Annotated in this window: 10 protein-coding genes; 5 read left to right on the top strand and 5 right to left on the bottom strand. The window is 64.3% G+C overall.

Going from position 1 to position 13209, the window contains the following annotated elements; translation table 11 throughout:
• Positions 1 to 78: 78 nt before the first annotated feature.
• Positions 79 to 1038 carry an NAD(P)H-dependent flavin oxidoreductase gene (locus ACFWAY_RS25350; RefSeq protein ID WP_378512593.1) on the top strand — a complete coding sequence of 320 codons (960 nt, stop codon included), beginning with the start codon at positions 79 to 81 and terminating at the stop codon, positions 1036 to 1038.
• Here ACFWAY_RS25350 and ACFWAY_RS25345 read toward each other — a convergent pair.
• The 3 genes from ACFWAY_RS25345 to ACFWAY_RS25335 form a co-directional block, all read right to left on the bottom strand.
• Complete coding sequence (locus ACFWAY_RS25345; RefSeq protein WP_009472347.1) at positions 1031 to 1657, bottom strand: TetR/AcrR family transcriptional regulator; 627 nt, start codon at positions 1655 to 1657, stop codon at positions 1031 to 1033. The genes ACFWAY_RS25350 and ACFWAY_RS25345 overlap by 8 nt on opposite strands.
• Before the next feature lie 76 nt (positions 1658 to 1733).
• The gene (locus tag ACFWAY_RS25340; RefSeq protein WP_378512592.1) at positions 1734 to 3884 is read right to left on the bottom strand and encodes a 3-hydroxyacyl-CoA dehydrogenase NAD-binding domain-containing protein; all 2151 of its coding nucleotides are present in this window, start codon (positions 3882 to 3884) and stop codon (positions 1734 to 1736) included.
• A 17-nt stretch (positions 3885 to 3901) separates the two neighbouring features.
• Positions 3902 to 5113, bottom strand: coding sequence for an acetyl-CoA C-acetyltransferase (locus tag ACFWAY_RS25335; RefSeq protein WP_378512591.1), 1212 nt, complete (start codon positions 5111 to 5113; stop codon positions 3902 to 3904).
• A gap of 180 nt (positions 5114 to 5293) precedes the next feature.
• Between ACFWAY_RS25335 and ACFWAY_RS25330 the strand changes: the two genes are divergently transcribed.
• The 4 genes from ACFWAY_RS25330 to ACFWAY_RS25315 all read left to right on the top strand — a co-directional run bounded on the left by ACFWAY_RS25330 (position 5294) and on the right by ACFWAY_RS25315 (position 12312).
• Positions 5294 to 6340 (top strand): LLM class F420-dependent oxidoreductase, encoded by a 1047-nt coding sequence (locus tag ACFWAY_RS25330; protein ID WP_378512590.1) that lies wholly within the window; start codon positions 5294 to 5296, stop codon positions 6338 to 6340.
• 234 nt (positions 6341 to 6574) lie between these two features.
• A complete protein-coding gene (locus tag ACFWAY_RS25325) occupies positions 6575 to 7909 on the top strand; it encodes an NlpC/P60 family protein (RefSeq protein ID WP_378512589.1) in 1335 nt (444 codons plus the stop codon).
• 215 nt (positions 7910 to 8124) lie between these two features.
• Positions 8125 to 8727 carry a TetR/AcrR family transcriptional regulator gene (locus ACFWAY_RS25320; protein WP_378512588.1) on the top strand — a complete coding sequence of 201 codons (603 nt, stop codon included), beginning with the start codon at positions 8125 to 8127 and terminating at the stop codon, positions 8725 to 8727.
• 210 nt (positions 8728 to 8937) lie between these two features.
• Entirely contained in the window at positions 8938 to 12312 is a 3375-nt protein-coding gene (locus ACFWAY_RS25315) for a protein kinase (RefSeq protein ID WP_378512587.1), read from the top strand.
• A 121-nt stretch (positions 12313 to 12433) separates the two neighbouring features.
• On the opposite strand, the gene ACFWAY_RS25310 is transcribed toward ACFWAY_RS25315, so the two are convergent.
• Positions 12434 to 12805 (bottom strand): DMT family transporter, encoded by a 372-nt coding sequence (locus ACFWAY_RS25310; protein ID WP_378512586.1) that lies wholly within the window; start codon positions 12803 to 12805, stop codon positions 12434 to 12436.
• Positions 12806 to 12810: 5 nt separating this feature from the next.
• Positions 12811 to 13131, bottom strand: coding sequence for a DMT family transporter (locus tag ACFWAY_RS25305; RefSeq protein ID WP_378512585.1), 321 nt, complete (start codon positions 13129 to 13131; stop codon positions 12811 to 12813).
• Between the last annotated feature and the right edge of the window lie 78 nt (positions 13132 to 13209).

Genomic DNA, 13209 nt, shown 5'->3' with positions numbered 1-13209 from the left:
AGCATGCGCCACCGACGCTTTCTCAGCATTTACTTAGGCGCCCACCCTGCTTCTCGTGGTTCTCGCAAGGAGACTGACGTGTCCATTTCCGAAGCGTTGGCGAATCGGTTGACCGTTCCGTTGATCGCCGCCCCGATGACGGAGGTATCCGGCCCCGACCTGGTCATCGCGGCGTGCCGTGAAGGCGTCGTGGGATCCGTGCCCACCCACAATGCGGCCACCACCGGCGAACTCGACCACTGGCTCACCCGCATCGAGACGGCCCTGAGCGAGGTTCCGAGGGCTGCGCCCTTTGCGCCGAACCTCGTGGTGCACCGATCGAACCGGCGACTGCGCGAAGACCTCGCGTGCCTGGTGGATCACGGCGTAGAACTCGTCATCACCAGTGTCGGGTCCCCCGAGCCCGTCATTGCCCCACTGCGCGCGATCGGATGCCAGGTCTACGCCGACGTCGCGACGTTGCAGCATGCGGAGCGGGCCATCGCCTTGGGCGTGGACGGGTTGGTGCTCCTGACCGCGGGTGCCGGCGGCCAGACGGGCTGGGCAAACCCGTTCTCCTTCGTCCGCGCCGTCCGCGAGCGCTTCGACGGCACCATCGTTCTGGCCGGCGGTATCAGTGACGGCGTGGCGTTGCATGCCGCCCAGGTTCTCGGCGCCGACCTCGGGTACATGGGAACGAAGTTCATCGCCACCGAAGAAAGTCAGGCCGACAACGCCTATCGGCGCGCGCTGGTCGAGGCGAGCCTCGACGACGTCGTGCTCTCGACCCAGGTAGGTGGCATTCCGGCGAGCCTGCTCAAGTGCTGGGTCGATCGGCAGGCCGGAGACGCTGCCGCGGCCGAGCATCCCGCATCCGAGGGTTTCCGCCAGGACCGATTGCTCAGCAACCGCACGGCGTGGAGTGGTGGGCACAGCGTGTCCGGGGTGGACGCGGTCCTCTCGGTCGCCACGCTCATCGAGAAGACCGCCCGGGAATACGAGGAATCCCGCGCCAGATCGGTGGCGCGGGATAGCTCCGCCGTAAAGGCCGTCAGGTAAGCAGTTCTCGCGCCATCAGTTTCCACTCGTGCAGGTGCGGGTCGGTGGCGGGATCGCGCGGATCGAGCGCATAGGTCAGTGCGGCACCCCGCATCGAGGTGTTGAGTTGTTCGCGTACCAACTCGTAGCGCGGGCGTGCGCACAACTCACTGCCGAAGAAGGCGTCGGTCGTTGCTCTCACGAGGTGGCCCAGCCGGCGCTCCTCCGGTAGCAGCGCTTCGCGTAACTTGTCGTTGGCGCGGGAGGCGAGCCACAACTCGGTCGCGGCCCAGAAATACGGCTGGTGGAAGGTGGGCCACATGATCTCGATTGCCCAGTCGATGCGCTCTGTGGGGTCGTGAGGCCAATCTTCGCGATGCCGCATGTCCTCCATCCGCGCCGTCGCGAGATGCTGGACGGCGGCGACGAGCAGCGCTTCGCGGGAGGGAAATTGTTGTAAGAGACGGCCACGGGACACCCCCGCCTCGTGTTGGATCCGCAACGTGGTGGCGGCGGAGTAGCCGTCCCGGAACAACACCGCAACGGCGGCGTCGAGTATCTGCCTGCGTGTGATCGCCCGCCGTTCTTGCTGGGTGCGCTTGACCGAGGCGTCACTGATCGACACCGACATCAGCTCCATCCGTTCGGAGAAAAGCCCTCAACGGGGTTGGCGCCACTACCCACAGTGGTGCCAACCCCGATCGTAAATGACGCCGTTACTCGTAGGTCTCTCCGCGCTCGGCCTTGGCCACCAGTGAGGCGGGCGGCTCGAAGCGAGTGCCGTACCGGGCGGCAAGTACGCGTGCCCGCTCGACGAACGCCGCGATCCCACCCGGGTAGCCGTTGATGTACTGGAGGACGCCGCCGGTCCACGCAGGGAACCCGATCCCGAGCAGGGATCCGACGTTGGCGTCGGCGACCGAGGTCAGGACCCCTTCGTCGAGGCAGCGCACCGTCTCGAGGGACTCCGCGAAAAGCATCCGTTCCTTGAGGTCGTCGAACGGGATCTCGGTGCTCCCCGACTGGAATGCGTCGCGCAGTCCCGGCCACAGGCCCACGCGGCTGCCCGACTCGTCGTACTCGTAGAAGCCGCCACCGGTCGACCGACCTCGACGATCGAGTTCCTCGACCAGCCGGTCGAGGACGGCCTCCGATCCGTGCTCGACCCAGACGCCGCCGTCCGCCTCGACTGCCGCACGGGCTTCCTGACGAATCTTGCGTGGCAGGGTCAACGTCAGCTCGTCGAGCAGCTGCAGCGGGGGTGCGGGATAGCCGGCCTGGGCCCCCGCTTGCTCGATGATCACCGGTTCGATTCCCTCACCGACCGCTGCAGCGGCCTCGTCGAGGAATTTCGTGATCACGCGGCTGGTGAAGAAGCCGCGGCTGTCGTTGACCACGATCGGGGTCTTCTTGATCTGCTGCGCGAAGTCGAACGCCTTCGCCAATGTTGCCGGTGCGGTGTGTGCGCCGACGATGATCTCGACCAACGGCATCCGTTCGACCGGGGAGAAGAAGTGCACACCGATGAAGTCTTCCTTACGGTCGACGCCTTCGGCCAGCGTGGTGATCGGCAGCGTCGACGTATTCGAGCCCAGCACGGCGTCGGGGGCGACGACGTCCTGGATCGACTTGAAGACCGCCTGTTTGACCTCCACACTTTCGAAGACCGCCTCGACGACGAAATCGACATTCGCGAAGTCGGCCGGATTGTCGGTCGCGGTGATACGGGCGAGCAGCGCGGCGGACTTCTCCTCGGTCGTTGTTCCACGAGCGAGGGCCTTGGCCTCCAGCTTTTCGGCGTAGGCCTTCCCTTTTCGCGCCGACTCGATCGAGACGTCCTGTAGCACGACGTCGATTCCCGCCTTGGCCGAGACGTAGGCCACCGCGGCACCCATCATCCCGGCGCCGATCACGCCGACCTTCTGCGCCGCGAACCTGGGATGCCCCTCCGGTCGGCTTCCGCCGGCTTTGATGCTCTGCAGATCGAAAAACTGCGCCTTGATCATGTTCGTCGACACCTGACCGGTGACGAGACCGACGAAGTAGCGTGTCTCGATCTGCGCCGCCGTGTCGAGGTCGACCAACGCACCCTCGGCGGCGGCGGCGAGGATGGCCCGCGGCGCCTCGAGGGGTGCCCCTGCCACGGTGCGGCGCAGGTTCGCCGTCACCGCCGGATTGAGCGCGGTGCCGCCGGGGATCCGGAATCCCTTCCGGTCCCACGGCTGTACACCGCCCTCGGGGTTGTCCTTGATCCACTTCTTGGCGGCGGGAACGAGTTCGTCGGCGCTGGTCACCAGGTCGTCGACGAGGCCGAGCGTCTTCGCGGCCGCGGGGCTCAACGTCTTCCCGGTCAGCAGCAGGCTCGTCAGTGCCTTCTCGAGCCCCAACATCCGAACGGTCCGGGTGATTCCGCCGACACCGGGGAGCAACCCGAGAGTGACTTCGGGCAGTCCGAAGATCACCGATCTCGAATCGACCGCGATGCGGTGGTGGGTGGCCAGGGTGATCTCGAGGCCACCGCCGAGGGCGGCACCGTTGACCGCCGCCACCACCGGACGGCCCAGGGTCTCGAGACGTCGGAACTGGGCCTTGATCCCATTCGCGAAGTCCGTGAACTTGACCGCATCCTGCGCGGTGGCACGGACCAGGTCGTTGAGGTCACCGCCCGCGAAAAAGGTCTTCTTCGCCGACGTGATCACGACACCGGTGACAGAGTCACGCTCGGCCTCGAGCCGGTCGAGTACGTTGCCCATGGACTCGACGTAATGCGAGTTCATGGTGTTGGCGGACTGGGCCGGGTCGTCGAGGGTCAGCAGCACGATTCCGTCCGAATCCTGCGACCACGTGATGGTTGATGTTGCACTCATGTTGTTGCCGTTGCCTTTCAGACTCGCTCGATGATGGCCGCGATACCCATGCCGCCACCGACGCACAGGTTGATCAATGCGCGCCGGTCGCCGCGCCGCTCCAACTCGTCGATCACCGTTCCGACGAGCATCGCGCCGGTCGCTCCCAAGGGGTGGCCCATGGCGATCGCGCCGCCGTTCACGTTGAGTTTCTCGTCCGGAATGGCCAGATCCTTCTGGAATTTCAGGACCACCGACGCAAACGCCTCGTTCAGTTCGAACAGATCGATGTCGTCGACGGTGAGTCCGGCGACATCGAGTGCCTTCAGCGCCACCGGGGTGGGGGCGGTGAGCATGATCGTGGGGTCGGCCCCGGTGACAGCGGTGGCGATAATCCGGGCGCGGGGTGTGAGGCCGAACTGCTTGCCGGCCTTTTCGTTGCCGATCAGGACCAGCGCCGCGCCGTCCACGATGCCGGAACTGTTACCCCCGTGATGGACGTGGTTGATCCGCTCCACCGACGTATACTTCTGCAGCGCAACAGCATCGAAGCCGCCCTGTTCGCCAAGTGCCGCAAAGGAAGGCTTCAGTGAGGCCAGCGATTCGACGGTGGTGCCCGGGCGTCGGTGTTCGTCGTGATCGAGCAGCGGGACACCGTTGAAATCCTTGACCGGAACGACCGACTTGGCGAAGTATCCACCCGACCAGGCGGCCTCGGCGCGGGCCTGCGACCGCGCAGCGTAGGCATCGACGTCTTCGCGGCTGAAACCTTCGATCGTGGCGATCAGGTCCGCACCGATTCCCTGGGGAGCGAAGTGGAGGTCGTATGCGGTCGTCGGGTCGTTGAAGAGGGCACCTCCGTCGCTGCCCAGCGGCACCCGCGACATGGACTCGACGCCACCGGCGATCACCAGGTTCTCGAAGCCCGACCGTACTTTTTGGGCGGCGAGATTCGTCGCCTCGAGTCCGGATGCGCAGAACCGGTTGATCTGCAGTCCGGCCACGGTCAGTGGCAGGCCCGCCACCAGCGCCGCGGCCCGGGCGATATCACCACCTTGTTCGCCGACCGGGGAGACGACACCCAGCACGATGTCGTCGATGTAGCCCGGGTCCAGGTCCGGAAACCGTGCGCGCAGTTCATCGATCAGGCCCACCACGAGGTCGATCGGTTTGACCGAGTGCAGACTTCCGTTCTTGCCCTTACCGCGAGGCGTGCGAATGGCCTCGTATACAAATGCCTCTTCAGACAAGGCAACTCTCCTCGGATCGTGAACGAATCCCCTGGGGACGCGATCTTCGAGATGCGCAGAGCCACAGAGGACGAAGTGAAGAACCTGCGGTCGAACCACTGTCGCCGACCGTTCGCTCACGGTATCGTCGAACCAACATCCAGTCAACCCTGACTGGATGTTGGAGGGTAGGGAGTTCGGATGCTGATCGACGGCAACATAGGCGGATCCATCGACGGGACGGGAGGGGCGAACCTCCACGAGATACACGAGCAAGTGGGACTTGCGGAGCGGGCCGGCTTCGACGGGGTGTGGTCGACCGAAGTCAGTCGCGACCCCTTCCTGCCGCTTCTGCTCGCGGCGGAGAACGCACCCCAACTCCACGTGGGCACCGCGATCGCCGTGGCATTCGCACGCAACCCCATGACTCTCGCCACGGTCGCCAACGACATGCAGTCCTTCAGCTCCGGCAGATTCACGCTCGGACTGGGATCACAGATCAAGCCGCACATCGAGCGCCGGTTCAGTATGCCGTGGTCCGCGCCGGCGCCGAGGATGCGGGAATTCGTCAAGGCACTCCATGCCATCTGGGAGAGCTGGCAAAACCAGACCGCCCTCGACTTCCGCGGGGATTACTACAGCCACACCCTGATGACACCGATGTTCCGACCTCCGCGTAACGAATTCGGGCCTCCCCAAGTGATGATCGCCGCCGTGGGCCCGCAGATGACATCTGTCGCCGCCGAGGTCGCGGACGGGATGCTCGTCCACGGCTTCACCACCGAACGATACCTCCGGGAAGTGACCGTCCCACAGATCAAATCGGCCCTCGCCAAGGCCGGAAAGACCTTCGAGGACTTCACCTTGTCCTATCCCGGACTCGTCGTCACCGGGTCAGATGAACGGCAATTCGAGGAAGCGGCAGCCGCCGTGCGCAAACAGATCGCCTTCTACGGGTCCACACCGGCGTACCGGGCGGTCCTCGACCTCCATGGCTGGGGTGACCTGCAGACCGAGCTCCATCGGCTGTCCAAGCTCGACGACTGGGAATCCATGTCCCGGCTGATCGACGACACCATCCTGCGCACCTTCGCGGTCGTCGGCGAGCCCGACGCGGCCGCCGCCGAGATATCACGCAGGTTCGGCGACATCATCGACCGATTCACCCTGTACACGCCGTACGGCCTCGACGCGGCGACCCAGAGCACGGTTGTCTCCGGAGTGCACAACCGACCCACAACTCCCTGATCCGCGAAGCCGGCGGCCGACCGCCCCCGGCGAGGTCGACGACGTTATCGGCGAGTTCGATTCGAGAAGGCGCACCTCGCCCGCCGGCGAAGTATCGACACGGACACCCCGCGAATCTCTCTAAAGGTGGACCCTAATCCCCAAATGGTGTGAGGAACATGACCGCCCAGTGGGCGAGACTTGGATCACATCAGAAGTGTTCACATGGTTGGGTCATAGTACGGGAGGAAGTAGATGTCGGTCGATCCTTCGGCGATCATCGTCGCAGTCGCCACAGCGCTCGGCGGCGCGATACACGGATCGGAGGCGCCTCCGGCATTGAAAGACTATGGCACCCAACAGGTACAACAGATCACAGATGCCGCACCCGCGATCGGGCAACAGGTGGATGACGCCGTCGAACTACTACCGCCCGAGGCGCAAGGTGCAGCACAGCAGGCAATCACCGATACCGCGGATGCAGTCCAGGATGCGATAGAAACCTACGCCCCACCACCCGAGAGTGCCTCTCCCCCAACTAGCGGCGGCGACACCACGGGCGAAATTCCTGCCACCGAGCCTGAACCCGAACCCGACGGGACAATCACCGAATTCGGTGACACCGTTGGACAATTCGACTCGATGCCACTTGCCGTCTCCGAGATCTCCCACCTGCCCACCGTGTCCGACGCCTCTCCCGGGGCAGCCTCACAGCTGGGGGCGATCGCAGTATTCGTCCCCTGGTTCCAGAAGGCGGGAAGTATCTGCGACGGCATCAAGGCCCCTGTCCTGGCGGCCTTGTACTCGGCGGAGAACAACTTCCGATACGGCGCCTCGGCGCCCGTGTCTCCGGATGGCGCCCGTGGTCCCGGCCAGTTCATGCCCGGCACCTGGGCAAAATACGGGCGCGACGCCGATGGCGACGGAAAGGCGGACGTACTTGCCGTCGGCGACTCGGTCATGGCATCGGGGCATCTGCTCTGCGACATGTACGAGGAGATCGATTCGTGGAAGCAGGCCGGCATCGTCTCAGGTGACGTGCTGGACCTGACGCTCGCCGGATACAATGCCGGCGTGGGAGCGGTCCGCCGATCGGGCGGAATGCCCTCGGGGCTCCCCGACTACGAGAATCAGACAAAGCCCTACGTGGCGAAGATCCGCGCAGCCGAATCCCGGTTCACGTCGATCCTCGATCCTGGGTCCGGCGACTGGGGAGGGGTCGGCGGCAGGATCGTCGAGGCTGCCCTACGTTATCTCGGCCTTCCCTACGTGTGGGGCGGCGGCAACGTGAGCGGGCCCTCCGGTGGCGGTTTCGACTGCTCCGGACTCACCTCGTACGCCGTCCACGCCGCAACAACAGAGAACGTATCCCTACCCCGGACGTCGGAAACTCAGTGGAACATCGGTATCGAGATTCCCCTCGCCGACGCGAGACCCGGTGACCTGCTGTTCGGCAACTGGGGTCAAGCCGGCCCCGGGCACGTGGCGATCTACATCGGCAACGGCAAAATGGTGCACGCGCCCACCACCGGTGACGTGGTTCGCATCGCGCCCGTGTTCGACGGGATGAAGGTTCGGCGAGTGGTGTGAGACAGCATCCACCAGCGCTGTGCGGCGGCCCGACCCGGACGGACACACCAACACCGCACCAGGGACCCTCCGAACCGGGCCCGACCACCACCCTGGGTGTGCCCCTGCCGAAACGCGGAGCCGGCGCGATCATCGCTTCGGTGAGAACGGACGTAGCAGACGATCTCGACGGGCACTGCAACGTCGCACGGGCGCACTGGGAAGGACCGTAACTCATGACGCCCGCCCACCCCACTCAGCGGCCCGGCCGACCCGGCTATGACCTCGACTCCCTCCTCGCCGTCACCGTGAAGGTCTTCAACGACAAGGGTTACGAGGGCACCAGCATGGAGGCCTTAGCCCAGCGGCTGGGAATCACGAAGTCGTCGATCTACCACCACGTGTCGGGCAAGCCCGAACTGCTGGAGCGAGCGTTGTCGCGAGCGCTCAACGCACTCTTCGCCGTCACCACCGAACGGCAAGCCACTAGCGGCCGACACATCGACCGCCTCGAGTATCTCGTCCGGCGCACCGCCGAGATCCTCGTCGCAGAACTGCCCTACGTCACCCTCCTGCTGCGCGTTCGCGGGAACACTCCCGTGGAACGCCGCGCCATCGCCCGCCGACGGGAATTCGATGTCTTTGTGCGTGACCTGGTCGTCGGGGCCGCCGAGGAGGGAGACCTCCGGCCGGGTATCAATCCCGCGCTCACCGGCCGCCTCGTGTTCGGCATGCTCAACTCGCTCATCGAGTGGTACCAACCGCGAACCGAAGGATCATCCGAGGATCTCGCCGACGCAGTCCTACGCCTGACCTTCGAGGGCATGCGTCGTCAGTAGCGGCTGTCCAGATCAGGATCTGCCGCCGCCCCACCCTGCGGTCAACGCTCGGACTTGGCCACAGCACCGAATCGCACTGCGCTAGCATGTGAGTTGGATCACACTAGTTGGAGGTGCGTATGAGCCGCTCGCGGCGGACTTTGCCCCGAACGTGGAACATCCTCTGACCTGCCACAAAGAGGTAGAAGTACATAGAGGATTGAGCCACCGATGGACGAGTCCGACGAAGTCGACCTGCCGAATACTCAGCGTGATCTGAGCCGCGATATCGCTACCGAGTTGGACATGGCCGGGCTCGAGAATGCGGAGGAGGTCGGACGCGGAGGATTCGGGGTGGTCTATCGCTGCACAGAGCGTTCCCTCGATCGAACAGTCGCCGTCAAAGTGCTGACCTCCGATGTCGGACCCGACGACCGCACCCGCTTCGTACGAGAACAACGCGCCATGGGCAAACTCTCCAGCCATCCCCACATCGTCCAAATTCTCCACGTCGGCGTCACCGCGAACGGGTCCCTCTTCCTCGTGATGCCCTACCACGAACACGGTTCTCTCCAAACCCTGCTTCGGCAGAAAGGCCCCCTCCCGTTGCCCGCCGTGCTCGGGATCGGAGTGAAACTGGCCGGGGCTCTGTCGGCCGCTCACCGCGAGGGCATCCTCCACCGTGACATCAAACCTGCCAACATCCTGATCACGGGATACGGCGAGCCGCAACTGACCGACTTCGGCATCGCCCGGATCGGGGGCGATTTCGAAACATCCGCGGGCAGCGTCGTCGGCACCCCGGCCTTCACCGCCCCCGAGGTGCTCAAGGGCCAACCTCCGAGTCCCGCGTCCGATGTATACGGTCTCGGCGCGACACTGTTTTGCCTGATGACTGGACACGCCGCCTTCGAGCGCCGCACCCGGGAAGGTGTGGTTGCACAGTTCGTGCGGGTCACCAACCAACCGATCCCGGACCTGCGTGAGCACGGCATTCCCGACGACGTCTGCACCGCTATCGAACACGCCATGGCGGGCGATCCCGCCGATCGACCAGCATCGGCTGACGCATTCGGAAACGAGCTTCGAACGGTCCAACTCCTGCACGGGCTGCAAATGGACGCGATGGCAATGCCCGCCGATCCGTTCCGAGCCACATCGCCCCCGCCCAGACCGGGCGGGGCTCCCGCGTCGAGGACGCCGGCAGCAATGCCGAACACCCCACCCACCGCCGCCACCAAGTTCCGTCCCCCGACCTCGGCACGGCCGTTGGTCGAGCGCCGACGACTCCTCGAGACCTTGCACGCCGGCGCTGGACGGCGCCTGACAGTGATCCACGCCCCCGCAGGTTTCGGTAAGAGCACCCTGGCCTCCCAATGGCGGCACGCTCTCATAGCCGACGGAATGCCCGTCGCCTGGCTCACCATCGACCGCGATGACAACAACGTCGCCTGGTTTCTGTCCCACCTGGTGAAGGCGATCCACACCGCGCTGCCCACGACCGCGCCCGACCTCGAGCGCATCCTCGAAGATCACTACGAAGATGCCGCGCGATACGTGCTGCCCTCGTTGATCAACGACATCCACGACGGTGGCCGCGCGATCGCCATTGTGATCGACGACTGGCACCGGGTAACCTCTTCCGACACTGTGGCGGCAATGGACTTCCTGCTCGAGAACGGATGTCATCACGTCCAGGTCATCGTCGCGACACGATCCCAATCCGGTCTTCCGCTGAGCCTCATGCGAGTACGCGATGAACTCGTCGAGATCGGGCCGACGGCAATGCGTTTCGACGGCGCGGAATCCAGGGCCTTTCTGGTCGATGTCAACGGACTCACACTCGACGACCAGGAAGTGAGCAGCCTTCGAAGCTCGACCGACGGGTGGGTCGCGGCGCTGCAATTGGCGTCCCTGTCGCTACGCGGGCGCAGCGATCGCATGGACTTCATCGCGCATCTTTCCGGTGGCCACCATGCCATCCACGAATACCTGGTGGAGAACGTCCTGAGCACGCTCGAACCGACGATCCTCGAGTTCCTCCTGTCCACCGCCATCACGGAGAAGATCTGCGGTGACCTCGCCGGCATGCTGACACACGTTCCATCCGGCCAAGAGATGCTCGAGGAAATCGAACGCCGAGACCTGTTTCTGCAAAGCATCGATGACGACAGGGAATGGTTCAGGTATCACCACCTGTTCGCCGATCTCCTCCATCGCCGCCTCGAACGCCTCCATCCGGGCCGTCGTGAAGACCTCCACCGGATCGCAGCGCACTGGTTTGCCGACCACAACATGCTCAGCGAGGCTGTCGACAACGCTCTTGCCGCCGGCGACACCGACCACGCCCTTCGATTGGTCGAGGACGGCGGCATGACACTCATCGAGGACTCGCGGATGACAACCCTCCTCGGCCTGGTCGCGAAACTTCCCCCGAACCTTGCTGTTACAAGTGCCCGACTCCAATTGAACATCGCGTGGGCGAACATACTGATGCAGCGTCCACGACAGATGCGAGCTGCACTCGATCTCTTCGATGCCGCACTCACTAACACCGAGGTAGACGAGGCCGCAATTCACGCCCTTCGGGTCGAAGCCGCCGTTGTCCAAGCATCCGGCAAACTCTTCGCCGATGAGATTGCAGGAGTACAGGACCTCGTCACCGATTGCTTGCACCACCCGGACGCGGTGCGGCCCTTCCTCGCGTCGGGCGCCGGCAGCATCGCTTCCTTCGTGGCCCTCTACACATTCGACTTCGATGCAGCGCGCCGTTGGCAGGACTGGGCCGCCGCATATCACGCGCAAACCAGCGGCCCCTTCAGTGTGATGTACGGATATTGTCTGGCCGGCGCAGCGGCGTACGAACAACTCGACATTCCTGCGGCAGAAAACTACTTCCGATCCGCCGTAGCGATGACCGGGAAATCTGGGGTCCACGCCCATGCAGCTCGACTCGCCGGGGCCCTGCTCGGAGCGCTCCTCTACGAGATGGGCAAGATCGCAGAGGCCGAACAGCTGCTGGACGAAAGCTACAAACTCGGTTCCGAGGGCGGCGGCCTCGTGGAATTCATGCTCGCCACCTACGGCACCGGATCACGGGTCAAAGCCTCACTCCGACATTATGCGGAGGCCGAAAATCGGCTCGACGAGGGCGCCAGAATTGCCGAATCGCTGCGGCTGCCACGTCTGGCCGCACGGATGGTCAACGAGCGGATCCGCGCAGGACTTCCCGTCGGCGACGAGATCCGTTCGCGGTTGACGGGCTTGAACGCCTACCGGCCGCAAGCAGACGGGATCGCCACCATCACATCCGAACTCGACGAAGATTCGTCGATCAGACTCCTGCTCCGCGAAGGTTCCCTCGAGGGAATCGAGCGTGCCAGTGCGCGCGCGAAGGAACTCGTAGTCAGCATCGAAAATCAGGCCAGGCCCCGGGCTCTCATCCGCGCGCAATTGCTGTTGGCGGTGTGCTTGTCCGCCGCAGAGCGGTCCGCGGCGGCGCGGTCCGTGCTGGCTCCGGTCGCAGCGAAATGCACGGAGCTCGGACTAACCCAGATACTGTTGGACGAGGACGCACGCATCGCCAACCTACTGGCCTCGACCTGACAGCACACACGTGGTCGTCCAACCGGAACCATCGACGAGAAGACCGACCACGATCGGCTTCCCTCCGCTCGGAGAACGCTCGCTCGCGCCATCACAAGGCCCAGGCCTTGCGAGATTGAATTCAGTCGCACTCCACCGGTTGCTGGGCGTTCACGGACACGGTAGGCCTGGACTCGCGGTCCGCCTCCATGTTCAAAATGACCACACCGGCCATGATGCATATCAATCCAGCCACTCGTGCGACCGACACGGCATCGCCGAACAGCAGCACTCCCACCACCGCAATAGAGGCGGTGCCAATTGCCGACCACAACGCGTACGAGACACCGAGTGAGAGCGATCTGAGCGCCTTCGACAAGAAGAAGAACGAAAGGAGGTATCCAGCGAGAACCCCGACCGTCGGAAACGGCCGCGTGAACCCGTCAGTCGAGTGAAGACCGGTTGTGGCAAAGATTTCCACGACAACCGCACCCATGAGGTAGAACCAACCCATGGCGCCTACCCTCCAAAATTCATCGCGACGATACCGACGACTGTCAGCGCCAGACCGGCAACCTTGCCCCGTGAGAGGCGTTCTCCATGGAAGAGGACGCCGAGTGCAACCACCGCCGCCGTCCCCAGCGCCGACCACAGCGCGTACACAACGCCGATGTCGATCTGCCTGACCGCATTCGCCAACAGAAAGAACGCACCCCCGTAGAGCACCAACACCGCCGCAGATACCCGAAAACGGGTGAACTCATGCGTGAGCGGCAACATACTCGTAGCCGCAACCTCGAGAACAATCGCTATAACAAGCAACAGCCACGCCATTGACATCGCTTCCCATCCGTCGTGAGGATTTGCCGTACCTTCCACGCAGAACGCCCCTGCGGCTCGTGCTGAAACGGTGGTTCC

Origin of the sequence: Rhodococcus sp. NPDC059968 (assembly GCF_042738615.1) — a bacterium.
Classification (GTDB): domain Bacteria; phylum Actinomycetota; class Actinomycetes; order Mycobacteriales; family Mycobacteriaceae; genus Rhodococcus_F.
The sequence above is the reverse complement of the archived record's forward strand: the minus strand, read 5'-3'. Positions and strand labels throughout refer to the sequence as shown.